Here is a 26,084-nt window from a genome sequence, read left to right on the forward strand (position 1 = left end):
AGATTTCCCCGGTGCTAACTTCCTGCGAACCGGTTCGATGAAGTGATCCTTCCGGCGACCGAGGCTCGTTCCGCACCGCCCGTGGTGCGCGGGGCGCCACCACTGCCACCCGGGTCAGCCGACTCGGTTCCGGGGCGCATGTGATCGCACCGATTCGACAACGTGTCATCTCGACCCCTCTTCTCCGGCAACGGCATGCGGACGAGCAGCCGGGGGCCGAGGCGGTCCGACCGGGACCCGTTACTCAAAGGATTGAGGACGCACTCCATGTCATCCGCTGACAGATCAGCCCGGCGCCGGGCCCCGGCCGCCGTGGCCCTGGCCCTCGGCGCGGGCGTGCTGGTCGCGCCGACCTCCCCCGCGCAGGCGGCCGACACACCCCGGCCCACGGCCCGCTACACCTTCGACGACGACCTCGCGTCCGGGAAGATCACCGACAGTTCCGGCAACGGCCTGACGGCGAGCCTGGTCAACGGCTCCACCGCGCAGTCCGTCGAGGGCACGGGCGGCGGCAAGGCGCTCGCCCTGCCCGGCGGGGCGCCCACCTCCGACGGCGCGTACGTCCGCCTGCCCCGCGAAGTGGTCGGCGACGCCACCGACCTGACGGTGTCCGCCCGTGTGAAGTGGGGCAGTGACACGTCGTCCTGGCAGCGGATCTTCGATCTTGGCGCCGGCACCACGAAGTACCTCTTCACCACCCCGTCCAACAACGGCGGGGTGCTGCGCACCGCCGTGACCACCGGCGGAGGAGGCGCGGAGTCCCAGGTCTCCGGGTACGCGGCGCTCCCCGCCGACACCTGGCGGACGGTCACAGTCACCCTCGACACCGCCGCCGGACAGGTCACCACCTACCTCGACGGGGTGGCGGTCTCCTCCGCGGCGACGACCGTCAAGGCCAAGGAGCTGCTGGACGGTTCGGCCACGTCCGCCGGTTACATCGGCAAGTCCCTCTACCCGGATCCGCTGCTCAAGGGCGCGATCGACGACTTCACCGTGTGGCACTCGGCACTGAGCGCCGAGCAGGTGGCGGGTGTGGTCGGCGACGTCCCCACGCTCCGGGCGCTGTCGCAGACGTCCTTCGAGGTCCGCACCACCACCGGGACGGCCCCGTCCCTGCCCCCATCGGTCCGCTCCTCCTACTCCGACGGCTACGACCGCGACACACCGATCGTCTGGGACGCCGTACCGCCAGAGAAGTACGCCCGGCCCGGCACGTTCACGCTGACGGGCACGGCGGCCGGGCGCGAGGTGAAGGCGACCGTCACCGTGGTCCGCGAAGGTCAGCTCACCGTCGACCTCGGCTCGGACACCGGCGCCTTCCACGGCGGCGCCTCCGGCACCCTCTACGGTGTGTACGGACCCGACGTCCCCACCAACAACCTCATCGAGGGCATGGGCCTGCGCACGGTCTCCACCAAGGCGCAGGACGGCCCCCAGCACCCGGGGGCCGACGCACTGGAGGTGGTGAAGCCGCTGGCCGACTCCACCGACGGTGACGTGTACATCTACATGACCGACATCCACCGCGGGTTCCCGTACGAGTGGCCGGGCAACACCCCCGCGGAGAAGCTCAAGCTGTACGAGGAGAAGATCGCGGGGCAGGTCGACCAGGTGCTGCGCCTGCCGGAGCGGTACCAGGACAACATCGTGTTCGTGCCGTTCAACGAGCCCGAGGGCAACATGTTCGGCACCGGCCAGTGGAGCTACAACAAGGTCAGCTGGCTCGACGACCCCGACGACTACTTCGCCGCCTGGGACAGCGCCTACAAGCTCATCAAGGGCAGGATGCCCGACGCGCGCATCGCCGGCCCCAACACCAGCATCCTCTACGACCAGGTGAAGGGCTTCCTCACACACGCCCTGGCCGCCGGCACCGTCCCCGACGTCATCACCTGGCACGAGCTGAGCCACCCGGAGGCCGTGCGCGAGAGCGTCGCCAAGTACCGGGCGTGGGAGAAGGAGCTGTTCAAGGGCACCGACCGTGAGGGCAGCCAACTCCCCATCAACATCAACGAGTACGCCTTCAACTACCACACCTCCGTTCCCGGCCAGATGATCCAGTGGGTCTCCGCGATCGAGGAGTCCAAGGTGGACGCCGACATCGCGTACTGGAACATCGACGGCAACCTCTCCGACTCCGCTGTGCAGTCGAACCGCGGCAACGGCCAGTGGTGGCTGCTCAACGCGTACGCCTCGATGAGCGGCCACACCGTGACGGTGAACCCGCCGTTCCCCGGCCAGAACTATCGCATGCAGGGCGTCGCCACCCTCGACGAGAAGAAGAAGCAGGCCCGGCTGATCTTCGGCGGCTCCACCGGCGAGGGTCACATCACCTTCGCGGGCGTTCCTAAGAAGCTCTTCGGAACGAGCGTGCACGCCTGGGTGCGGGAGATCGAGTGGACCGGGCAGGTGGGCGATTCCCCCGGCCCGGTACTGCGGGCCGAGCGGAACCTGAAGGTCGCGGGTGACGGCACGGTCTCCGTCGACTTCGGCGACGGCACGCTGCCGACACTCAAGGAGTCCTCGGCGTACGAGATCGTCCTCAGCCCGGCCGGAAACGCGAAGGCCACGCAGTCCTCGCCGGTGCGCTGGCAGAGCTCGTACGAGGCGGAGGATGCCGCCCACACCGGTTCCGGCTACTCCAAGAACGGCCCCGAGGGCTCACCGCGCGACGTGTCGAAGTTCTACACCTCCGGCGGCTACGACGTCGGCGGCCTGCGCACCGGCTCGGACGTCACCCTCGACTTCACCGTGGACGTGCCCGAGGACGGCACCTACGACCTGAGCGTCTTCGCCAACTCCCTCAACACCTTCGACCAGGTCAAGGAACAGGGCCCCACCAACGTCTTCCTGCGCGTGGACGGCAAGGCGGACAGCGAGCAGGAACTGCACCTGCCGCTCGGCTACAAGTGGGTGGTGTGGGACCACACCGACTCCAAGGTCCAGCTCACCAAGGGCAAGCACACCCTGACCCTCGCCGCGAAGAGCCTCGACGGCAAGCGCGCCACCAAGGGCGACGCCATCGTCGACCGCCTCACTCTGTCCCTCCCCGAGGCATCGGCGAGCACCCAGGTGTACGAGGGCGAACTCGCCTGGCTGGGCGGCAGCGCCCGGCCCGTCTACGACCTGCCGAAGCGGGCGGCCACGGGATCGGGCGCGGCCCGGCTCCCGAAGGAGGGGACCGCGACCTTCTGGGTCTACTCCGCCGCCGACCGTGAGGCCACCCTCAAGATCGACACCCTCGGCGGCTCAGGCGCCCGCGTCGCCGTCAACGGCCGGAGCGTCCTGCGCCTGGACAAGGGCGGGAACAGCGTCGCGGTCTCCCTGTCCGGTGGCGTCAACAAGGTGACGGTGACCGGCGGTTCAGGCACCACCCTCGTCGACCGCCTCACGGTCACCCCGACCGAGGGCACCCTCAAGACGCGGACGTACGAGGCGCAGGACGCCACCCTCGCCGGCACGGCCACACTCAGCCCGCTCTCCCTGGCCACGGACGGCACCGCGATCACCGGCATCGGCGGTGCCCCGGGCAACGGCAACACGGCCACGTTCACCGTCACCGCGGACAAGACGGGCCTGTACGCGCTGCGCATCCGCTACTCCAACCCCGAACAGTCCCCGGCCACCCACTACAACCCGGACCCGCTCGCCCGCCACGCCGACCTCACCGTCAACGGCGGCACGACGCAGCGGGTCGCCTTCCCGCACACCTTCCACCAGAACGACTTCTGGGAGCTGACCGTCCCGGTCCAGCTCAAGAACGGACAGAACACGCTCACCTTCCGCTCCGAGGAACTGCCCAACTTCGACGGCACCAGCTACGCCTCGGACACCTTCCCCGGCGTGCTGCTCCGCTCCCGCTACGCCCCGCTGATCGACCGGATCACGGTCGCCCCGTACGCGAAGGAGGTGCGATGAGGTGAGCGGCGTCAGCGGCGAGGTGACGCGTACGAAGACCGGGTAGCGGGGCATCGCCTCCCACCCGCCGCCCGCCGGAGCGCGCCCACCCCGCCACCGATGCCGCGTGCAGGCGACCGGGTCCGTCAGGCCGACGGACCCGGTCGCCTCGCTGTGCGAAGCCGGCGGTCGGCCTGGTCGGCGTCGTCGGCCGCCGTCGGTGGCAGGGCCAGGAGCCGCACGTCTACTCACCGCCGGTTTGCTGGTGGGCCCGGTCCGGGGAGGCCAGCTCCGCCCTGCTGGTCACCCCCAGTTTGCGGCCTGCTTGCTCAATCAGTCCGGTCACGTCGTGCGGGGTCAGGAGCAGGGCCTGGGCGATCTGACGGTCACTGTGACCCGCGCGGAGCAGCTCGACCAGCCGGTGTTCGGTCGGGGACAGGCTCGGGGCCGCCGGTGGAGCCGGCTTCGGGCGCACTCCTGCCGTGGCGAGCGCTCCGCGTACTTGGCCGGCCAGCAGGACGCTGCCGCAGCTGTCCGCGAGGTGGAGCGCCTGGGTGAGGGCCTGGCGGGCCTTGTCGGTCTCGCCGCCGCGCAGGAGGGCGGTTCCCAGCGCGTAGTGGGCGCGGGCCAGTTCGAGTCGGGCGGGGGACCGTTTCAGCAGGGCCACGGCCTCGCGCAGGAGGGCCTGTCCTTTGCGTCCGCCGTGGATGACGCCCAGGCAGCGTGAGGCCACCCCGATCGATCGCTCGGTGCCCCACCGGTGGGCCAGCTCCAGTTCCTCGGTGGCCAGTTGGAGCGCGTCCGTCCGCTGTCCGAGCGTGAGGTGCAGCAAGGCCGCCCGCGACCGCCACGGCGCCCCGGCCAGGCTCATGACCTGTGCCCGGTTCTCCTCCGCGCCGTACTCGTGCAGGATGGCGAGGGCGGCGGCCTGGTTGCCCCGCGCCGCGTGCAGGCGACTGCGTACGAGGAGCGCCGGGCCCTGCCAGGTCCAGCCCACCCGGTCGAAGTCGGCGTCCGCGGTGAGCGCTGCCGTCGCCGAGGTCAGGTCGCACCGCTCGATCAGCGACTCGCCCACCTGGGTCGTCAACGACAGCCTGACCCGAGGCTCCAAGCCCTGGTCTGCCGTGGTGGCGGGGTGTCCGAAGTCAGCGGTGAGCGGGAGCTGTCGGCCGCGGCGGGCCTGGACGAGCAGCTGCCAGGTCAGCGCGGACGAGACCAACAGGAACGAGCCCCATCGGCCGCCCATGTCGCCGATGCGGTCGAAGCGCGCGACCGCGTCGTCGAGCCGGTCGGTGGCCACGAAGGCCAGCCCGGCGAGGGTCACGAGCATCTGGGACGTGTCCGCCGCGACCAGGCCGCCTCGCAGGGCCCGGTCGAGGAGGTCGTTGGCGACCTGGGCACTGGCCTCCCCGGTGGTGGCCGGGGCGGACAGCGCGGCCAGGATCATGCACTCACCGGGGGTGTCCCCGGCCAGCTTGTGGTCCCACAGCTGTCGCGCGTGCCGGCGTGCGGCGGGGAGCGTGGACAGCTGGTCGTAGCCGATCAACAGCATCTGCGCCTGAAGGAACCACGACACCTCACGAGCGAGGCCGATGCCGTCGTCGGTCTGCCCCAGATCGTCCACAGCACGGGCGAGGACGTCGACGGCGCGCTCGTGCTCATGGCTGAGGAACAGCGCGCTGGCGAGCAGAGAGGCCGCCTCGGCCAGCGCATACGGGTCGGCTAACGCCATCGAGGCCTGCGTCAGGTGGTGCCTGGCCGCGCCGGCATCGATCTGTATCTCGTCCTTGCCCAACTCCAGCAGCAAGGGACCACGCTCTTCGACGGACACCGGCTCGCGCAGCGCCCGGCGCAGATAGGCGACGGTGACCTCCGGAGCCCCTCGGCCACGAGTCGCCCGCGCCGCCTCCCGCAGGGCGTCCACCCACCAGTTCTCACCGCCCGGCTCGGCCAGCAGCAGATGGGCCGCCACCAGATCGTCGGCCGCGCCGTCGCTCCGCAGCAGTTCGGCTGCCCGCGCGTGACCGGCGGCCAGTTCCACCGGCCCCAGGACGGCCTCGGCGACAGCGGCGCGGACCAGGGCGTGCCCGAACCGCACCGGCTCACCCGGCGCCAGCACACCGATCTGCCGCAGCCTGCCGCCGAGCTCCCGTGCCGTCGACTCGCCCAGCCCCGCCAGCTCGGCCGCGACGTTCCAGGCGGCCTCGTCCCCCAGAACTACCAGGGCCCGCGCCAGGCGGAGGACCGGCTCCGGCTCGTCGGCCAGCCGCTTGACCACGGTTCCGGCCAGGATCCGGCCCCGGAACTCCTCCACCAGATGGGCCTGCTCGTCGGTGGCCCCGACCTGGTTGTCGGCCAGGGTCCGCAGCAACTGGTGCAGCAGCAGCGGGTTGCTTTCGGTGGCCGAGGCACACGCGGCGACGAACCGTGGTTCGCCGGGCCCCAGGCTCGCCCGCACCAGGTGGGTCACACTGTCGAGGTCCAACCCGGGCAGGCCGACCGACCGGCAGTAGGGCTGTCCGGCGATCCGCTCCAGCATCGGCTCGGCCCCGGACCCGGCCCCGTTGTCCGGCCGCCCCGCCAGCACCAGCAGCAGGGGCAGACCCCGCAGACGCCGCGCCAGGTACTCAAGCCACCGCACCGACGGGAGATCCGCCCAGTGCACGTCATCGACCACCAGGGCGACCGGCCCCTCGTCGGCGACATGCACCATCAGCCAGTACAGGCTGTGCAGAAGGCCCGGCGACGCCTCGGGCGACAGCTCACCGGTCCCCTGCACACGCAGCGCGTGCGACGCCAACTGCGCCGGACCCGACAACAGCCGTGCCCGCCCCTCGTCACCGGCTCGGGCCAGCAGAGGCTCGACCAGCTGCCGCAGCACCGCGAAGGCGAAGCCCTGCTCCAGCTCCGCCCCGCTCGCGGACACCACCAGGATCTCCCGCGACTGCTGGACGCGAGCCCACGTGTCCAGCAGCGCGGTCTTCCCCATCCCCGCGCCCGCCCGTACCAGCACCACGCCGCCCCGGCCCGCGCGTGCCTCGTCGGCCGCACGCTCCAGGATCACCAGCTGGTCCCGACGACCTAACAGGCCGGACGGCGCCGTGCCGTCGTCGGCAGGAGGAGTCGTCGGCCGGCCGGGGCGGCCCGCCGCGAGCAACGCGGCGGCGTCGGCGTCGCCCAGCCCCAGCGCCGACACCAGCAACTGCGCCGTGCGGCGCTGCGGACGCGCCCGCCGGCCGCGCTCCAGATCCCGGATGGACCGGGCCGCCATCCCGGCGGCCTCGGCCAGCTCCTCCTGTGTCAGCCCCGCGGCCCGGCGAAAGACCAACAACATCTCACCGAACGTCGCCAACTCCCCCACCCCCCGCACCGCCCCGCCTCACGGGACGGTCCCCTTCGAGTCCTGCCCGAAGCATCCGGGCGAGGACTCCGACGCCTCGCCGTTCAGCGGATGCTACTCACCGGCGATCGCTGCTTGCCGGCCGCCCTCCCTTTCGACAGGGGGGTCGAAAGGGAGGGCGCGGAGGTCACTCCGGCGCTCAACGCGATCGTGGTCGCACCACCGACCGCGGCGGCACTGAGCACGGGGGCGGACAGGGGCACCAGGAAGAACAACGGGACGGACCACCGGAAGAACCGCGCGGGAACCTTCCGGTGCCGCAGCCGGTCCCGTCGCGCACGCCGGCCGGACCGGAGGCGGCGGCCCGCCCGGGGACAGGGATCGGGCCGCCCTCGTTGTGCGAAGAGGGAACTTCACCGCGCCGGGGACGACGGCCCTGCCCAAGGTCCCGCCCAAGGCCCCGTCCAAGGCCCTCGTCGCGCTCGATCGCGTCGGCGTTCACGAGGAACGCACGTGGTGAGCCCGCTGCCGGAGCAGCTGTTGCGAGCTGCCGGCTCTCGTCCCGACAGCAGCCTCCGGCGGGCCGGACAGCCCCGTTTCCTGCGGTCGTTGCGGTCGCACAATCGTGAAGTGCGCGTTGGCCCGAGTTCCCGTCAAGACGTCCGGACCACGCCGTCTCAAGTACTGCCGCTTTCAATCAACTGCGGTCTCCACAGGGCTGGTTGCTGAGTACGGTGGCGCTCGCTGAACTGGGAGAGACACCGTTCGACCAGCAGCTGGACTCTGGGGGAACCGTGTTTCAAGGGACAGCCGTCGCATGTCCGACCTCAACGGCGGAAGGCCGATGAGCGCCGGCGGACCGTTGGTCGTACCGGTCCACCTCGACGCCCTGTGCCTGGCCGACGACCTCGACGTGCGGGGACCGGCCGACGACTTCACCCGGCTCCCCTACCGCGATGCGGCGACCGGTCTGGATCAGAACGAGGATCTCCCGTACGTCAGCGAGATCATGGTGCGAACGCCCTTCCAGGACGAGGACTTCCGGCTCAAGGCGGGCGTCCATCTCCACTGGGCGCTGCCGGACGGCCTGACCCGGATGGTCCAGGGCGCGGACGGCAGCACCGACGTCGCCGCGGTGCCGAACCGCTGGCTGGTGACCCGGAGCCGGGACGGCCAGGTGGAGAAGGAGTGGGTCGTCGAGAGCGACTACCTGTCCGAGGACAACCCCGCCGGGATCTGCTACCCGGTGTCCGGAGCGGGCCGCCCGTACCGGCGGCTCGGCCGGAAGCTGCCGCTCGACGTCTGGAGCCGCTCCACCGACCGCTCGCGGTATCTCCCCGAGCTGACCGCCGTCGGATACGGGGAACCCACCTTCGCGGCGCAGTACGCCAACTGCCACAGCGTCTTCGGCTTCCATGACCCGGACTACCCGGGCACCCCGCCGGCAGGGCTGCGCTACGAGGTCCTCGGATGGTTCGACGACCCCGGCCAGGATCCCGCCGCCGCGCTGGGTGGCGGCTCGGCGGCGCCGGGCGCACAGAACTGGCAGGAGGCGGCCCGACTGCGGTACGGCTGGACGGCGTCCTCGGCGAGCCCCGACACCCCGTCGCCGGGCCGGACGGTCTGCTACGCACGGTTGACCTTCGCGGCCACCGGCACCAAGCCTGGTCCGCCACCGTCCGACCCGGACGACGAGACCGGCGTCTGCGTGGGGAACACCGCCACCGAGGCGCTCGCCGCGCACCTCGGAAGCGTCCTGCCCGCCGGGCCGGCCGACACGCCCGGACCGGCCGCCCCAGGGAGCCAGGAGGACCGGGCCGACCGGGTGGAAGAGCTCCTGGAGGCGCTGGCCTTCGCCGACGAGCTGGAGTCGAAGCCGCTGGACCTCGGCTTCGGCCTGAGCGAGTCCCGGCACTCCGCCACCTTCCACGACGTGCCCTCCGGCATCCTGTGGACACTCCGGCGGGAGGACGACACCGACGGCGTCACCGCCGAGGACAAGCAGGCACGCGAACGTCTCACCGTGCCCCACGCATTGAGCGACCTGCTGAATCTCCTGAACGTCGCCCAGGCCGACCTGGACCGGGCACGCCACCAACTGACCTCGGTCCGCGAGCAGTTGTTCGCGGACTGGTACAAGTACCAGCTCTGCGCCTACCCGTACGACGCCCTGGTGGACTCGTATCCGAACCAGGACCAGGTGGCGTTCTTCCTCCGACGCACGATGGGCCTGCTCGACCAGGACTCCGGCAGGGCCGAACTCCTGGCCCAGCGGCTGCGCGACGCGCGCAAGGCCGTCGACATCTCGCTGAAGGATTTCAACGCCGTCGCCCTGCGCGCCCGCAGCACCTTCGTCCTGCACGAGATTCCCGCACCGTCGTACCAACTCCCCAATGATCCCGTGGTGCTGCTCACCGGGCAGGCGGCCACTCCCAGTGACCGCCACGGCCAGGACGGGGCGCTGCATCCGCAGGGGCTGCTGGAGTGCGCCCTGTCCGCCGAGGGCCACCCGGACCTGAGCACACCGAAAGCCGTGCGGGCCCTGCGGGCGACCGCCGTCGCCGCCGTGGCGAAGCTGCCGGTGCCGAACTTCGCGATCACCGAGTGGACCGGCCCGTCCTGGCATCCCACGGTGCTGGAATGGGAGGTGGAGTTCTTCCCCGCGACGATCGGCAACAACAACGACCCGCGCGACCGCAGTTACAGCGAGGACTTCGTCACCGGCAACTACGTCCTGCCGCCCCGTGACGTGGAGCTCCAGCCGATCCGCCAGATACCGGACAAAGGCGCCAACGTCTACACCGGTACGACGATCCTGTCGCCGGGCGCCCGGCCGGTGCTGTCCTCCCGGGTGCTGCGCTACCTGCAGGGCGCTGTGCTGCCGCTGTACAACGCGTCGGCGCAGCCGAAGCAGCCGGAGGTGACCCGTGAGGCGTTCCTGTCCGACCCCGCCCCCGTGCTCGACTGGTTCGACTCCCACGGGACCGACCAGCGGCTGGCCCTGCTGGTCCGTATCTACCGGCATCTCGCGCTGAACGAGGACAGCAACCTGTCGGCCGTCCTGAGCGGATTCAACGACGCCCTGCTCATGCGCAAGCTCACCCGGCAGCTCCCGATAGCCGATCCGCTCGGCTTCCCCGACCACCAGCGGTTCGCCGCCGACCTCGCGCAGGCGGTGGGAGCGGAGACCCGGCACGCGCCGCAGCCGCTCAGCGACTTCAACCCGATCCGCGCGGGCGCGCTGCGGGTGCTGCGGCTGCGGATCCTGGACAACTTCGGCACCGCCCAGGATGTGGACGTCAGCCGGATCCGGACCACCACACAGTTGCGGATGCCCGAACACCCGGACTGGGTGGCGATGCCGCCCCGGCTGGCCCAGCCCGCACGGCTGTCGTTCGAGTGGCTCGACGCGGAGGACGACATCCGGCAGACCAACGGTCTGCCGGACACCTCCCCGATCTGCGGCTGGCTGATACCCGACCACCTCGACGCCGGTCTCGCCGTGTACGCCGCCGACGGCTCGGCCATCGGCGAACTCCACGCTCTGCCGGACGCCGCCCACCCGCAGTCCGCCCAGTGGCGGAACCTGCCCGGAAGCACCGCCGCCCCGATCGAGGCGATCGCCAACTCCCATCTGCGGGCGGTCGTGCAACGACTGCACGACACCGGGCCGACAGCCCTGGGCACGTTCCTGGAGGATCTGGACGCCACCCTCCAGTACATCGAGCCGGAGGACTACGCGCAGCACCGGGGCCGGGCCGTGCTGATGGGCCGGCCGCTGGCGGTGGTCCGCGCGCGGGTGTCGCTGGAGCTGATGGGCCGGCCCGCCACCCACCAGGACTGGAACGTCTTCCGGCAGGACATGGGCCGCGCCTGCCGGGAGACCAACGACTTCCCGCTGGTCCGCTTCCCGGTCAGGATCGGCGAGCACCAGCTCCTCGACGACGGGGTCCTCGGGTTCTGGCTGGAGGACTCGGCGCAGCGCCTCGGCCCCCTGTGGCACGACGTCCGCTCCCCCGAGGACCCACTGGTCCAGGCGCTCGACGCGCCTCCGCAGTACCTGACCATGCTCATCGACCCGCGGGGCACGGTGCACGCGACGGCGGGGATCCTGCCGACCCACTCGCTGCGGATCCCGTCCGGGATGTTCCGGGACGCGCTGGAGGGCATGGCCGTCAGTTTCCGTGCCGCGCCGGTCCTCACCGACGCGGACCGGATCGCCGTACCGCTGCCGGACGAGCCCGGCTACGCCTGGTCCTGGCAGGAACAGCGGGAGACCGGCCGGGTGGAACAGGCCGATCCGCCACGGCCCGACGCGCGGTTCCCGGCCCGGGCGACCCTGCGCGAGGGCTGGCTGACGCTGCGTCCGGTGTCCGACCCGCAGACCGACCAAGGAGCACGATGATCACCCTGGAGCTGACGCTCGCCGAGACCAACCTCCTGCTGGAGGCGCTCGGTACCCGTCCGTACGCGCAGGTGTACGAACTCATAGCCAAGGTTCACCAGCAGGCCGAGAAGTCTGCCGAGACCCAGGACGGAACCGCGGAATGACGGCCAACCTGGTGCTGCACTGGCACCTGGACGCCCTGACCTCGAACAACCAGGTCACGGACAGCTCCGACAACCATCTGGCCGGTACCGTCTCCGGGAAGCCGGGGACACGCCCCGACGAGCGGTTCGGCAGCGTGCTGGCGTTCGACGGCGCCACCGTCCAGGTCACCGGCGCCGACACACCACTGCTGCGCCTCGGCTCGTACACGGTCGAGGCATGGGTCAACCCGTCGGCCAAGAGGGCCACCCGGGTGGGCATCGTGGCGAAGACGAAGGGCGACTTCGCCGTCGTACTCGACGCGGACGGCACCCTCAGGCACCGGTTCGACACCACGGCGAAGTCCGGCGACGGGCACGCCACCGCGCCCGGGGCCGTACCGACGGACACGTGGCACCACGTGGCATGCGTCAACGACGGGCACACCGCTCGTATCTACGTCGACGGGGTCAAGGCGAGCGAGTACGCGTTCGCCGGTGACCGGGCCGCCACCCAGAGCCCGTTGCTGGTCGGCACGGACGGGGCGGGCCGGTACACAGGGCTGCTGGCCCACGTACGGATCTACGACAACGCGCTCAGCCAGGCCGAGATCCAGCGGGACATGGCCGACGACGAGGCGTCGCTGGCCGCGTTCGTACGGGCGCATCCGCTGGACTTCGCCCTGCTCGACGTGGACCAGCAGCCGGTGCTGTTCATCGACGACACCCCCGCGGGGCAGCCGATGACCCTGCGGCTCACCAACACCTCCCGCCAGGACATCGAACTCCGGACCCTCACGGGCCCCGTGTCGGCCACCGAGCACCACGTCGCTCTGCGGCTGCGCCCCGGCACCATCACGGTCCCGCCCGAACCGGCAGTCGCCTCCTCCGGGTGGACGCTGCTGCGGGCCCCGGACCCGACGACCGGCGGAACGGTGCTGTATCTGGGGGCGCCCAAGTCCATGGTCATTGGACGAGGCACGTCATTCGACCTGGCGCTGCGGGGGCTGGCGGCCGACGGGGGCCGCGGCACCCGTGGCACCCGGGTGGAGCTGACGCACCAGCGGATGCGGTACGCGAACGAGCAGAGCGAACTGACCGGCCAGCGCACCGCGTTCCTCGACATCGTCAACCGGCGGGGCCGCCGTGACATCCCGCTCGCGATCGGGTTCGTCGGCGGAAACCGGGTGCTCAGCGACGGCGTCACACCGAACACCCTGAGTTTCCGGATCGCCAACCGGTCGAGGGACACCGCGCTCTCCCTGGCCGGCGCCTCGTTCACCCTCTCGTACGACCTTCAGGAGGCCGGCGAGACCCACGAGTGGGCGCTGGTGAACGCGGCCGCGGCGGCGGGCGCGGCGCTGGGCGGTCTGCGGGCGAACGGGGTCGGTTCCGACTGGGCGATCACCTCGGAGAAACTCGGGCAGCGTGTCGAATGGACGCTGACCCCCCGGTCGGCCACCGCGTTCGGGCCCGACGGGACGCTGGTGGTCACCCTGTCCCAGGTGATCGCGGTTCCGTCACTCGGCCAGGCTCCGATCGTCATCGGCTACCGCAACGTACCGGGATACCAGGACGGCTCGGTGACCCTGTTCGCCGAGAAGTCGCCACTGCTGTACGGCCCCACGAACACCGGTGTCGGCACCGTCGCCCCCCAGGCCAAGCTGCACATCGTCAACGCCAACCAGACCGCGGACGGAAACACCCTCGTCCTCGGTCCCACCAACCAGTCGAACCTGCGGCTCGGTTACCACCAGGACTACGGCTGGATGCAGTCGCACGGCTCGAAACCACTGGCCGTCAACCCGCTCGGCAACAACGTCGGCATCGGTACCACGGCGCCCGGCGCCAGGCTCACCGTCAGTGCCGACTCCTCCCACCTGCAACTGCGCCGGGAGTCGAACGCGGGCGGCGGCAAGCAGCTCTATCTCGAACTGTTCCAGGAGACCAGCGCGAGCACGACCTACCCCGCGCTGCGTTTCCATCACGGCAACCGCTTCTGGCATCGCCTCGAGGCCAGGCCCGAAGGGCTCATGTTCAAGACCGGCGACCTCAACAGCGATGACTTCTCCGACGTGTACGCGAACACCGTCGTGGTGAACGGCCTGCGCAGCGGGACGGCCGCGCCACTGGTGGCCGACACCGGCGCCGGACACCTGCAGTTGCGGCGGCAGAGCGGGACGGCCGACACCGTCGCCGGGAAGACGTTGTTCCTGGAACTGTTCCAGGAAAGCAGCTCCAACCCGGTCTACCCCTCGCTGCGTTTCCATCACGGCAACCACTTCTGGCACCGCATCGAGGCCAGGTCCGAAGGGTTCATGTTCAAGGACGGCTACCTCAACAGCGACGACCTCGTCGACGTGTACGCGAACACCGCGGTGGTGAACGGCCTGCGGATCGGAGACGTCACCATCGGCGCCGGCGAACTCCGGATCCTGAAGAAACTGGCGGACGGGCACCTGGAGTTCGACCTGCGGAACGTGGTGCACGACGAATACGCCTTCGCCGGCTTCAACTTCATCGGCGACAACCGGCGCGCCATGGCCACCTGGGCCACCAAGGGCGAGCGGGTGACCCAAGGGCGCTGGCAGATCGCCTACCCGAGTTGACCGGACGAACATACGGCCGGACGGCCGGGATGAGGTGACCGATGCCCACCGATAAAAAACGGAAACGCACCGATGACGAGCCCGCCCCGCCTGTGAGGCGCAGCCCGAGAAAGTCGGCGGAGGAAGCACGGAAAGCACAGAAAGAGCAGGCGGAGCGAGATGCCGAGGCGAAGCGCCTGTTGTTTCTGGAAGAGCTACGGTCCGAGATACGCAGGCGTAAACCGGACCCGAAGGGCGACAGCGGCGACGGCAATCTGTATGTCTCCTTCGTCGAAGTCGGTCAAGGTGACTTCGCCGTGCTGTCCACACCGGGCGGAAAGGTCATCCTCTTCGACGGCGGCTCGCTGGGAACGGACCACGAGTCCATCGAGGGCACCAAGATCCCCAACAGCGACGCCGATCTCATCAAGCGGATGCGCGATGTCCTGGCCGACACGAAGTTCCTCGGCCAAAAGAACCTGATCGACATCCTGATCCTCTCCCACCCGGACGGCGACCACTACAACAAGCTCAGAAAAGTACTGGGCAACGATTACACGATCGGCAAGTGCTACCACAGCGACAGTTTCGGTCAATACACTTCGGACAAAACAAGCGAATTCCTGTTCCCCCGCATCGGGCTCACTCAACAGGTCGTCAAGAACCATGACCCGGGCAAGGTGAACGGGGAGGTCACCCTTCAAGGAAAACCTGTCCAGAAAAAGGACACCGAAACCAACATCACCGTCGACCGGCTGGACGACGACGGCGGCATCCTGATCGTGGACGAAGGGGCCGCCTGCCAGATATCGATCATCGCCGCCGGCGTCGCGCATGAATACACGAATGACGGCAGCGACGACACCAATCGGGGAAGCGTCGTCACACTCGTCCAGGCCCATGGCCAGAAATTGCTGATGATGGGCGACGCGACCAAGAACACCGAGCAGTTCCTGCTGAACACGGCCAAGGATCGGATCACGGGGCTGGACATCGTGCAGATCGCTCACCACGGCAGCGTCCTGACCTCGTCCTCCCAGAAGTTCGTCAACGTGGTGAACCCGATCGAGGCCATCGCGAGTTCCGGACGGAAACTCGTGAAGCACCGTCACCCGAGCAAAGAGGTGATCTTGCGTTACGTGGCGAAGCTCAAAGAGCGCCCCGACATCGACAAACACGTCACGTACATCTGGCCGCCTACAGGAGAGGGAAAGGTCGAGGCCTACGAGAGCACCAAGAGCGTGTTCTCCACCGGGTCCCGGGGCACCATCACCCGTGTATTCAAGGCGAGCCGATGACTCCTGACGAGATCCGGACCGTGGTGCGGCAGACCGGCACCAGGATCGATGTGGCGATCGGCGCGCTGACCGGCGTGGGCGGCCTCTTCGCCTCGTTCTTCCCCGACGGACGCTTCGTCGTCGACCCGGTGACGGCCCGGACGCAGACCGCCGACGGGGTCAGGGTGACAGGCACCGGTGCGTCAGGCCCGTTCACCGGGATGGCTCTGGACGTCACCTTCAGCGCCGCACCCGGCTCCGTGCACGTCGTGGTGCGGGCCGCCGGTGCTGCGGACTGGACGTTCCCGCGGGCGTTCCCGGCCCTTCGCGGCTCGATCTTCGACACCCTGCGGTTCGGGTCGCCGGTGCTGGTCCTGGACTCGGCGGCCACCGCCATGACCTTCGGCGGCGTCCTGGTCATCACCACGCCGATGGCGCCGCTGGACCTGCTGATGCCGGGCGTCACCCACACCCTCACCGGGAAGATCACCATGGTGAGCGGCCGGGAGGAGCTGGGCTTCCCGACGACTCCCGTGCCGGACATCCTGCTGTTCGGGCCCGAGAAGCTGACCCTCGACCTGGGCCTGTTCACCCTCACCGAGCTGCGGTACGAGATCACCGCGGACCCCGTCTTCAACTACCACCACATCGATTGGTCGGCGCGCTGCTCGATCACGGTGACCGCAGCCGTCCCGATCACGGTGGCCGGAACACGGCACGACGTCCTCATCGACACGCGGATCTTCGGGTGGGGCGACAGCCTGCTGTTCACCGGGGACTTCAGGGCGCTCGGTGACATCAGCCTAGCGGACGCCGCCGGATTCGCCGGCCAGTCCGCCCTGCCGGTCCCGTTCGGCCTCGCCGTCACCAGCCCGGTGCGGCTCACCAAGGTCTCGATGCAGGTGACCCCGGCTGCCCTGTCGATCGACTCCATCAGCCTGACTCTGGAGACCCAGGAGGAGTGGACGGTCGTCCCGGACCTGCTGGATCTGCAGGCGATCGACCTGACCTTCCGGATCGACAGCCCCCTGTCCTCCCCGCGTCCGTCCGCCCTCCTCACCGGGCTGTTCGGCATCGGCAAGGACGGCACCCTGGAGATCACTGCCGACACCCTCACCGGCACGCTGGGCGGCGCGCTGCGCGAGGGCGACGGCCCGCTGAGCATGCGCGAGGTCTACACCGACCTGACCGGCGCCGATCCCTCGCCGGTGCCGGATCTGTCGGTGCTGAAGTTCGACTTCGGCCTGACCGTCCCCACCAAGGACCAGGCGGCCGTCTACCACGCCTTCCTGGAACTGGACGGCGAGTGGCGGCTGACGGACTCGGTCTCGCTGAACAACGTCATGTTCTCCGTCGAGCACGCCCAGGACACCACCTTCCGAGCACTGGCGATATTCGTGATCGCCGGAGTCTTCCTCAGGATCTCCGCGACACACGACCCCGGCGCCGACGGGTGGCAGTTCACCGGCGACACCGGACCCGACCAGCAGGTCGCGATCGGCACGCTGTTCCAGGAGATCGCCGACCGGTTCGGGACGATCGCGCTGCCCGCGCCGATCGCGGGGCTCGTCGTCGAGAACCTCGGCATGGAGGTGTCCACCGGTACCGGGCGCCTCTTCTTCACCGGCGAGGCGCTGTTCCCCCTCGACACCGCCGAGGTGGACGTGACCCTCGCGATCGACACCGGGCAGCGCAGCCTCACCGCCGCGCTCGCCGCGACGGTACCGACAGCTCACGGGCCCTTCAGACCCCGGTTCGACCTGAGGTTCGCGCAACAGCCGACGGCGAGCTTGTTCACCGCCGCCTACAGCCATGCGGCCGGTGACCCGGTTCCCGCGCTGAAGGACCTGGTCGCAGCCCTGCTGCCGTCCGCCGCCGCCTTCGTCCCGGACGGGCTGACCGTGGACCTGAAGGACGCCTTCCTCGCCGTGGACGGGCCGAAGTACCTGTTCGGCGCCGATCTGGCACTCACGGTCGACCTGTCGCACCTGCCGGTCGTCGGCGACCATCTCGGCGCGGGCGACATGGGCTTCGATCCGCTCCGGCTGGTCGCGGCCTCCGCCGCCCTGGCCGCGGCCGAGGTCACCGCCGTCAACGGAATGCTGCCGGACCGGGTGGCCAAGCTTCCCGACGGGGACCTGTCCGCCGGTTTCCTGATCAGCGGCCTGCTGAAGCTCGGCACCCTGGAAAAGCCCCTGGTCCTGCCGGTGGCGGGCACCCAGCCGACGACACCTCCGACACCCACCACACCCGTACCCGACAAGTCGACGCAGAGCGCCGACAGCGCCCTCTGGTACAAGGTGCAGCGCTCCTTCGGACCGATCCACATCCAGCGGGTGGGCGTGCGGTACGACCATCCGCCCGGCCAGGGCGCCGAACTCGCCGTACTGCTGGACGCCTCGATCTCGGCGGCCGGACTGACCCTCACCCTGACCGGCCTTGAGGCGGGCGTCGCGCTGTCCGACCCGGCCGCGATGCCGTCCTTCGGGCTGGCGGGACTCGATCTCGCGTACGCCTCGGGGCCGGTGGAGATCGGCGGCTCGTTCCTGAAGAACACCGTCGAGTTCGAGGGCGCGACCTACCCGGCGTACGGCGGGGCGGCGACCATCCGTACCGCCGACTTCTCCATCGGCGCGATCGGGTCCTACCTCCAGCTCCCGCAGGGCCCGTCCCTGTTCGTGTACGCGTTCCTCGACAAGCCGATCGGCGGACCGGCGTTCTTCTTCGTCCGCGGGCTGGCCGCCGGCTTCGGCTACAACCGCAGGCTGATCCCGCCCGCTGTGGACCGGCTCGCCGAGTTCCCGCTGATCGCCGACGTGGTCGGGGGCAGCTCGCCCGCCACCGACGTGGGCGGGCAGTTGCAGCGGCTGAACGATTCGCTGCCGCCGTCGCCCGGTGACGTCTTCCTGATGTTCGGGATCCGGTTCACCTCGTTCGAGATGGTCGACTCCTTCCTGCTGCTGTCGGCCGGCTTCGGTCACCGGTTCGAGCTGAACATGATGGGGCTGTCGACGCTGATCCTGCCCGCGTCGGACGCGGGCGCGGCGGACGTCACACCGGTCGCCGAGGTGCAACTGGCGCTGCGCGGCACCTTCGTACCCGACGACGGGTTCTTCTCGATCGCCGCCCAGCTCACCCCGAACTCCTATCTGCTGTCCCGGGACTGCAAGTTGACCGGCGGCTTCGCGTTCAGCACCTGGTTCGCGGGGCCGAACAGCGGTGACTTCGTCCTGAGCGTCGGCGGCTACCACCCGCACTTCACCGTGCCCGCGCACTACCCGGTGGTGCCGCGGCTCGGCTTCAACTGGCAGGTGAACTCGCACCTGCAGCTCACCGGCAGCGCCTACTTCGCGCTGACCCCCGCGGCGCTGATGGCGGGCGGCAGCCTCAGCGCGACCTGGCACGACGGCTCGCTGCAGGCCTGGTTCGACGCGTCGATGGACTTCCTCATCGCGTGGCAGCCGTACCACTACGAGGCCTCCGCGCACATCTCGGTCGGCGCCTCGTACACGTTCTCGTTCTTCGGCAGCCACACCATCAGCGCCCATGTGGGCGCGGACGTGGAGTTCTGGGGGCCGGACTTCGGCGGTCGCGCCCATATCGACCTGAGCATCATCTCCTTCACCATTTCCTTCGGCGCCTCGGGCTCCGCCGCGCCCGCCCCCATGCCGTGGGACAGGTTCCGGGCGACTCTGCTCCCGCCCGCCGAGGAGATCACCACCGTCGCGCTGGGCGGCGGAGCGCTGGCCCCGGGCGGCGGCACGGATCTCGGTGTGGTCGATCCGCACGGACTGGTGCTGGTCACCGACTCGGTCATCCCCAGCACGCGCGCGGTGCACGGCCCGGACGGTCAGGACCGGACGCTGCCGACAGGCACCGCCGGTACGGCCTTCGGGGTCAGCCCGATGGGCGTGGCGTCCACGACCGCGACACACCGGATCGAGATCACCAAAGACGGCAAGCCGATGGACGACCTGTTCGCCTTCGAACCCGTCGCCAAGCAACTCCCGTCGGCGCTCTGGGGAAGCGAGTTCGGCGCCTCGCTCAACCGGCCGCAGCTCGTGGGAGAGCTGCTCACCGGCTATACGGTACGACCGTCGCCGCCGACGGAGCCGTCCGTCTCGCCCACCCTCCCCAGCGCCGCACTGCAGAGCCTGACCCCCCTGTTCACCGAACCGGACGCGATCCGCTGGGCGTCCGCAGAACCGGCCCGCGTCCTCGTGCAGGACGCCGCCGCGATCACCGACGCGCTGCGCGACCCGGCCGTGGCAACGGCCCGCGCGTCCCTGATCGACGCGGTGCTCGGCAGCGTTTCGATCGACCTCGCCGGATTCGGCACCGACCAGTTCCTGGAGGTCCCGCAGGTGGTCACCCATGGCTGACACCATCACGTTCGTCGATCACTCCAAGCCGGTCCTGCCGCCCGGACAGTACGAGATCACCACCACCCAGACGATCACCGAAAGCCCGGAACCGTTCGCGGCGACCCGCCAGTTCACCGTCAGCGCGGACAGGTTCTCGCTTCCGGCGGCCCGGGTGACCGCGGTCTTCCCACCGGACGGCAGCCTCGGCGACCATCACAACGTCCTGCCGCACGTCATGCTGGACCGCCCGACACTGCCCTGGGAACGCTCGCCCGGCGTCGAAGGCCCTTGGCTTGCGCTGCTCCTGTTCAACCAGTCCCAGCGGCCCGACCCGAAGTCCGTCCGGCTCGCCGACCTTGCCGTCGGGCCGGCGTACTTCCCCGCCACCCCTCTGGAGGCACACCAGTCACCCGAGGACCAGGCCACCGTCATCGACGTACCCAGAGACATGCTGGAGGAGATCCTCCCCTCGGCGGCGGAACTGCCGTACCTGGCGCACCTTCGGCGGACCGAGGGGGCCCCGGACGTCGCGGTGGTCCTGGGGAACAGGCTGCCCCCGGCGAACGAGTCGAGCACCGTACACCTGGTGTCGCTGGAAGGCCGGTACGGCGCCGACGGGTTCGACCTGGGCCCCGACGCACCCGGCTCATTCGTACGCCTGGTCAGCCTTGCCTCCTGGCGGTTCGCCTGCGTGGCCGAGAACCAGAACTTCGCCACCCTCGTCCGTGACCTGGCCCAGCACGGCAGCCCCCTGCGTCTGCCCGACAGCGGCAACGCCGCCGCGGACGACCTGCTGCGCCAGGGCCAGATCCCCGTACGGCACACCCTGCGGCAGGGCGGCACGACGGTGTCGTGGTACCGAGGCCCCCTGACAACGGGCCCGGTGGCAGTGACTCCCCTCCAGACAACCCGCAACTCGGACCGCCTACTGCGCTTCCACCCGGACATCGGCATGTTCGAGACCGGTTACGCCGCCGCCTGGGAGTTGGGCAGGCTGCTGGCACTGCAGAGCACCGACTACGCCACCGCGCTGTACGACTGGAAACGCCGCCGCAGCCAGAAACGACTCCGGGCAACCCTGGAACCCACCACGGGCTACCCACTCGACGTCCCCGACATCGACGACGCACTCCCCGACACCGTACGTACCTGGCTGACGGGACTGGCGGGCCTGTCCGGCGTCCCTCTGATGTACCTCGTCCCCGACGAGCGGCTGCTGCCGGTGGAAAGCATCCGTTTCATCAGCCTCGACCAGCAGTGGATACGCCATCTCCTGGACGGCGCCTTCAGCATCGGCCGCCTCACCGCGGCGGACGCCGAACTGGACCGGTCGGGCCCACCGATAGCCATGGCAAAGACGGTGACCGGAGCCCTGATCAGATCCGGCGTCGTGTCGGGCTACCCCGGCCTGGTCATCGAGGCGTTCGGCAAGAATCACGACGTTCCGCTGGAGCAGATCAGCACCACCCGCCTGACCCCCGACGTCATGCTCTGCCTCTTCGCCGGCACACTGACCCGCCTCGACGTCCGACAACGGCCCGAGGCAGTGCACTTCGCGGTGGAACTCCCCGACGACGGCCGATTCGGCAAGTCCCTGCGCGACCCCGACGGAACCAGTGGCCCAGCCCTGACACCCCTCCCCCTGGGCCCGGGCGGCCGACTGCCCATCGGCGATCTCGCCGACAGCATCGCCGCAACCATGAAACGCGGCAGGATCGGCTCCGGCGATTTCGCCCGCCAGATGATCGAGACGGCCGAGCGGGTGAGCTTTCTGAGCTCCTGACCGATCCCGCGACCGCGCCCCGCGCTCTCGCTTGATTCACGTCCCCCGCACGAGCGGGAAGACCTCCTCGAACTCCGAGAACGGAACTCCGACATGACCACCTTCCACGTCGCGGTCGACCACCTGGATCCCGACACCCACGACATCACCACCACCTATCTGGGTACCGTCGACCAGGCGCACGTCGACCGGGTACGCGCCATCGCCGCCCTTCCGGGCTCCGAGCGCCATGTCAACGAAGACCCCCGGCACGAGGGCGCCTTCATGGTCCTGCGCGACGACGGCGACCTGGACGTCTACGAGCCCACCAGCCCGGCCGAGCCCACCAGCCCGGCCGAACACGCAGCACCCGAGCGCGACGCGCTGCCGGAGGCCCACGACGAGACCGGCGACCGGCTCGCAGGGTTCCTGAGCAGCGACAGCCGCACCCTGGTCGGGGCGCCGCACGGCGCCTCGGGCCCGGCGTACATCGACGGCGTGACCCGGTTCGGCGACCAGCGCATCGGAGGAGCGATGGACACCCCGCTCGAGCCGCCGCGGGCCGTGTGGCACACCACCGAGTCCCCGGCCGGCGCCGGCTACTTCACCTCCGTGGCCGCCTACCTGATCCGTGCCGGGGTGGAACCGCAGGTGATCTACTGCCCTGTCACCGACCGCCTGGGCCAGTTCGGGCCCCTGAACCTGTCCTCGAGAGCGCTGAAGAACGACGGCACGCAGCGCACGAACCGAACCGGCAAGGTCTGCATCCAGATCGAGGTGCTGGGACGTGCCGCCTCTCCGTGGACCAAGGGTTTCGACCCGAAGGCGAAGCCGAACTTCCAGAGGCTGCTCACCGCGATACGCGCGCACGGCATCCCGGACGTGTGGCCCGTCGGGGCCCCGCCGGCCACCGCGGCCGCCGCGACGGAGCGTCCCAGAGTCACCTGGGAGAACAAGGGCGGCCACTACGGGCACTCCCAGATCCCCGGCCAGGACCACTGGGACCCCGGGGCCATCGACACCGAGATCGTGCCCGGCAGGCCCCGCCCCGCCGACGGGGGAACCGCTCCGGACGCCGGTTCCGGTACCTACACCGTGAAGGCGGGCGACACCCTGACATCCATCGCGGCCGCACACGGGACCACGGTGGCTGTTCTCCTGTCCCTCAACGGCATCAAGGACGCCGACGAGATCTCCGTGGGGCAGAAACTGCGACTGCCGGCGGCCGGCCCGGCGAAGCCGCCGGCACCGCGGTACGAGCCGTTTCCCGGGACGGCGTTCTTCCGTGCCGGCCACCGCAGCCCCCTCGTCACCGCCCTCGGAAAGCGCCTGGTGGAGCTCGGCTTCGGCAAGCACTACACCTCCGGTCCCGGACCCGAATGGACGGAGGCGGACCGGCTCAACGTCGCTGACTTCCAGCGCTCCCGGCCCGAACTGGCGGGCGACGCGGACGGGATCCCGGGCCCCAAGACGTGGGCCGCGCTGAACATCCCGAAGCTCTGAAGCACGCTCAGCCCGAGACACCCACGATGCCCGCCGCGGCACCGGGCGCGACGCTCAGGCTGACGCCGTTGACGGACAGGTCGTCGACGTGCTCCTGGCGGTGGCGGCCGACGTGGCGCGGCGGCCGGCGTGGCATCTCGTGGTTCGTCATGGGCGCAGCGCCGGGGGGCCGGGTCTGTGGACAGCGCTCGCGCAGTACGTCGCCCGCCGTCTGGTCCGCTTCGCGAACGAGGACATCGGCATGGCCGACCCGCACGCCGTCCAGCAGACCCTCGCCGCCTGGGACGTGTACGAGCGGCTCGGCACCCCCGAGGGCGAGTTGGCGATCGCCCAGGCCGTCGTCTACCTCGCCACCGCCCCCAAGTCCACCGCCGTCTACCACGGCTTCAACACCGCACACCGATCCGCCCGCCAGACCGGCTCGCTCATGCCGCCCGCCCACATCCTCAACGCCCCGACCCGGCTGATGAAGAACCTCGGCTACAGCAAGGACTACCAATACGACCCGGACACGGCCGCAGGCTTCTCCGGCGCCAACTACTTCCCCGACGGCATGGACCGCGAGACGTACTCCAGCCCACCCGCAACGGCTACGAAGCCCAGATCAGCGAACGCCTGCGCCACTGGGCCGCTCTGCGTGACCGCCGACAACGCGGCTGACGGGCCGACAGTAGGGCGAGTTGTCCGTCAAGTGCACTCACCGAAGGGGTCGGACTCGACAGAGTCCGACCCCTTCTGACCTGCATGTTTCCCACGTCATCAACGTGGTGTTATTTATCCGCTCAGACGTTGAAGCGGAACGTCGACGACTCATTAGTCAGCTGCAAGAACGCCGCATCCTGGCAGCGGATCCAGCGAGGATCCAGCAATCGTCCTGGCAAGGGCCACCGTGATCGCATGCGCCCATCGGGCCGGTCACGGCGCACGGTCCGAGCCCATCTGCGTCGCGCTGACACGACCTCCCACGTCTCGCTTTCCACGACGCGCGTGGCCGTGAGGCTGTGCGCGCGAAGGGGCATGAGCGCCGGCCCAAGGCCGAATCGATCAAGCTGGAGTCGGTTCGAGCCGGTCGACGCCCTTGGCCAAGTGCGCGTCCGGAATCCCCGGCCAAAGGCAGAGAGGGCCTGACAGTCGGCGGGTCTGCTCTGCCCCGGACTCGGGCGGCTGCTCAGATTTCGCCCTTCTGGTAGCCCTTCAGCCGATCAATCTGCTTATCGAGGTTGCGTACCTGGGTTGAGTTGGCCCCGACAGAGACGACCAGGAGGCGGCGAACCATTTCGAGCTCCACCCGCGCTTCACCATGGTGTCCAGAGGCAGCGAGCATCTGAGCGATGAGGTAGCGCGACTCGCGGATTTGGTCCGCGGTGTCGTTGCTCGCCGAGACAACAGCGTTCTGTACGTAGAAGCGGAGTTGGGGCAGGGCTTTGCCTGGGTTTCCGATCTCGGCGTAAGCATGTCCGGCGTGGTACGAACAGTCGAGGACGAACGAGTCGGTCGCAGGCAGATGCTTGCGGTAGTCGCGGCCGACGACTTCGAAGAGCGCCGCGGCACGGGTGTACTCGCCAGCGTAGAAATGTGCGGCAGCGAGGAAGTGACGCAGGCGCAGGTCCAGGAACGGGTCGTGAGCGGCGCGGGCGACACCGTCCTCGAGAAGCCGGATGGCCTCAGAGGGGTGATCGTTGTCCAGCAGTACCCGGACGTTGGCCTGCAGTTCTTCGGCCTCAGCGTCGGTGAGCTTTCCTCGATTGGTGGGCTGCTCCCGCTGCTTGGCCGGGGTCAGGAGGGGGCGGCGGAAGGGGCGCGTCGGGTCTCGGCTCTCGTCGCCGCCCGTCTTCGTATCGTTCGGAGCTGATGCCAGGGGGAGAAGGACCTCGTAGACCTCCTCTGCGGAGGGCCGCTCCTGCGGGTCCTTCGCGAGCATCGACGACAGCAGTGAGTCAAGAGCGATCGGGATTTCTGCTCGTCGGCCCTGGACCGAGGGGGCGGGCGTCTGCAGGTGGTGGGCCCGCAGGGGCATGCTGTCGGTCCCATGGAACGGCACGTCGCCAGTCAGCAGTTCGCAGAGCAGACAGCCGAGTGAGTAGATGTCCGAGGCAAAGGTCACCACCTTGCCGAGGCACTGTTCCGGAGACATATAGGGCGGGGTTCCGACCGTCTTGTCAATCTGGGTCAGCCGCGGCAGCGCGCCCGCACCGCGCAGGATGGCGATGCCGAAATCGAGGACCTTCACTAGGCCGCCGTTGACGAGCATCACGTTGGACGGCTTGATGTCTCGGTGGACGATGTCGACCCGGTGCACGTCGGCCAGCACCGCCGCGATCTGCGCCGCGATCGACGCCGCCCACGCCACGCTCGGCGCCGCGTCGCCGTAATCCGTACGGTCGAGCACCGCCTCCAGCGTCGAGCCACGCAGAAGCTGCATGACGAGCCACAGCTGCGAACTGCCGTCGGGGGCGGTCTCGACGCCCGTGTCGTAGACCGCCGGAATCCCGGGATGCTCCAACTGCGCGGAAGTACGGATCTCGCGCAGGAACCGCTTGCGGTCGCGCTCCAGACCGTCGAGGATCTCCACCGCCTCCGGGCTGTCCGGTGCGGCCGGGATCGCTGCCGTCGACGAGGGGCGAAGCACCTTGATCGCGACGCGTCGGTCCAGACGCTCGTCGTAACCGTGGAAGACCTCGCTCATGCCGCCGCGGCCGATCGAACCGTCCACCCGGTAGCGTCCTGCGAGCAGCGGTCTCTCGGCCGACTGTTCCGTACTGTCCGTCACGCCCCACCACTCCTGCCCAGAGATCTCGGAGCCTACGGCTCCGCCCGCCCCACCGC

General features: G+C 69.8%; 12 protein-coding genes. 9 read left to right on the top strand and 3 right to left on the bottom strand.

Annotated features, from left to right (window positions below):
• The first annotated feature begins 267 nt into the window (after window positions 1-267).
• A complete protein-coding gene (locus B5557_RS15740; RefSeq protein ID WP_079659950.1) occupies window positions 268-3,918 on the top strand; it encodes a LamG-like jellyroll fold domain-containing protein in 3,651 nt (1,216 codons plus the stop codon).
• 223 nt (window positions 3,919-4,141) lie between these two features.
• Here B5557_RS15740 and B5557_RS45705 read toward each other — a convergent pair whose 3' ends face one another.
• Entirely contained in the window at window positions 4,142-7,231 is a 3,090-nt protein-coding gene (locus B5557_RS45705) for an ATP-binding protein (RefSeq protein WP_159424384.1), read from the bottom strand.
• Window positions 7,232-8,054: 823 nt separating this feature from the next.
• Between B5557_RS45705 and B5557_RS15750 the strand changes: the two genes are divergently transcribed.
• The 7 genes from B5557_RS15750 (at window position 8,055) to B5557_RS45155 (ending at window position 23,258) form a co-directional block, all read left to right on the top strand.
• A complete protein-coding gene (locus B5557_RS15750; RefSeq protein ID WP_079659953.1) occupies window positions 8,055-11,642 on the top strand; it encodes a hypothetical protein in 3,588 nt (1,195 codons plus the stop codon).
• Window positions 11,639-11,788, top strand: a complete 150-nt coding sequence (locus B5557_RS43695; RefSeq protein ID WP_159424385.1) for a hypothetical protein — start codon at window positions 11,639-11,641, stop codon at window positions 11,786-11,788. The genes B5557_RS15750 and B5557_RS43695 overlap by 4 nt, the downstream gene beginning before the upstream one ends.
• Complete coding sequence (locus tag B5557_RS15755; RefSeq protein ID WP_079659955.1) at window positions 11,785-14,373, top strand: LamG domain-containing protein; 2,589 nt, start codon at window positions 11,785-11,787, stop codon at window positions 14,371-14,373. The genes B5557_RS43695 and B5557_RS15755 overlap by 4 nt, the downstream gene beginning before the upstream one ends.
• Window positions 14,374-14,414: 41 nt before the next feature.
• A complete protein-coding gene (locus B5557_RS15760) occupies window positions 14,415-15,650 on the top strand; it encodes a ComEC/Rec2 family competence protein (RefSeq protein WP_143688183.1) in 1,236 nt (411 codons plus the stop codon).
• A complete protein-coding gene (locus B5557_RS15765; protein ID WP_079659957.1) occupies window positions 15,647-20,011 on the top strand; it encodes a DUF6603 domain-containing protein in 4,365 nt (1,454 codons plus the stop codon). Before B5557_RS15760 ends, B5557_RS15765 begins: the two co-directional genes overlap by 4 nt.
• Window positions 20,004-21,776 (top strand): hypothetical protein, encoded by a 1,773-nt coding sequence (locus B5557_RS15770; RefSeq protein WP_079659959.1) that lies wholly within the window; start codon window positions 20,004-20,006, stop codon window positions 21,774-21,776. The genes B5557_RS15765 and B5557_RS15770 overlap by 8 nt, the downstream gene beginning before the upstream one ends.
• Window positions 21,777-21,869: 93 nt before the next feature.
• A complete protein-coding gene (locus tag B5557_RS45155) occupies window positions 21,870-23,258 on the top strand; it encodes a peptidoglycan-binding protein (protein ID WP_079659960.1) in 1,389 nt (462 codons plus the stop codon).
• 7 nt (window positions 23,259-23,265) lie between these two features.
• Here the strand turns inward: B5557_RS45155 and B5557_RS43700 are convergent, their stop codons facing one another.
• Window positions 23,266-23,409 (bottom strand): hypothetical protein, encoded by a 144-nt coding sequence (locus B5557_RS43700; protein WP_159424386.1) that lies wholly within the window; start codon window positions 23,407-23,409, stop codon window positions 23,266-23,268.
• Here B5557_RS43700 and B5557_RS15780 point away from each other — a divergent pair.
• A complete protein-coding gene (locus B5557_RS15780; RefSeq protein WP_231976359.1) occupies window positions 23,398-23,997 on the top strand; it encodes a hypothetical protein in 600 nt (199 codons plus the stop codon). The two genes, B5557_RS43700 and B5557_RS15780, sit on opposite strands and share 12 nt — an antisense overlap.
• A 429-nt stretch (window positions 23,998-24,426) precedes the next feature.
• Here B5557_RS15780 and B5557_RS15785 read toward each other — a convergent pair whose 3' ends face one another.
• Window positions 24,427-26,028: a serine/threonine-protein kinase gene (locus B5557_RS15785; RefSeq protein ID WP_231976360.1), complete on the bottom strand. Its 1,602-nt coding sequence runs from the start codon at window positions 26,026-26,028 to the stop codon at window positions 24,427-24,429.
• Window positions 26,029-26,084: the final 56 nt, after the last annotated feature.

Source organism: Streptomyces sp. 3214.6, from assembly GCF_900129855.1.
Lineage (GTDB): Bacteria > Actinomycetota > Actinomycetes > Streptomycetales > Streptomycetaceae > Streptomyces > Streptomyces soliscabiei.

Bases quoted from the DNA above. Each gene is read 5' to 3' on its own strand.
- B5557_RS15740 (WP_079659950.1), top strand. From the start codon at position 268: ATGTCATCCGCTGACAGATCAGCCCGGCGCCGGGCCCCGGCCGCCGTG.
- B5557_RS45705 (WP_159424384.1), bottom strand. From the start codon at position 7,231: ATGTTGTTGGTCTTTCGCCGGGCCGCGGGGCTGACACAGGAGGAGCTG.
- B5557_RS15750 (WP_079659953.1), top strand. From the start codon at position 8,055: ATGTCCGACCTCAACGGCGGAAGGCCGATGAGCGCCGGCGGACCGTTG.
- B5557_RS43695 (WP_159424385.1), top strand. From the start codon at position 11,639: ATGATCACCCTGGAGCTGACGCTCGCCGAGACCAACCTCCTGCTGGAG.
- B5557_RS15755 (WP_079659955.1), top strand. From the start codon at position 11,785: ATGACGGCCAACCTGGTGCTGCACTGGCACCTGGACGCCCTGACCTCG.
- B5557_RS15760 (WP_143688183.1), top strand. From the start codon at position 14,415: ATGCCCACCGATAAAAAACGGAAACGCACCGATGACGAGCCCGCCCCG.
- B5557_RS15765 (WP_079659957.1), top strand. From the start codon at position 15,647: ATGACTCCTGACGAGATCCGGACCGTGGTGCGGCAGACCGGCACCAGG.
- B5557_RS15770 (WP_079659959.1), top strand. From the start codon at position 20,004: ATGGCTGACACCATCACGTTCGTCGATCACTCCAAGCCGGTCCTGCCG.
- B5557_RS45155 (WP_079659960.1), top strand. From the start codon at position 21,870: ATGACCACCTTCCACGTCGCGGTCGACCACCTGGATCCCGACACCCAC.
- B5557_RS43700 (WP_159424386.1), bottom strand. From the start codon at position 23,409: ATGACGAACCACGAGATGCCACGCCGGCCGCCGCGCCACGTCGGCCGC.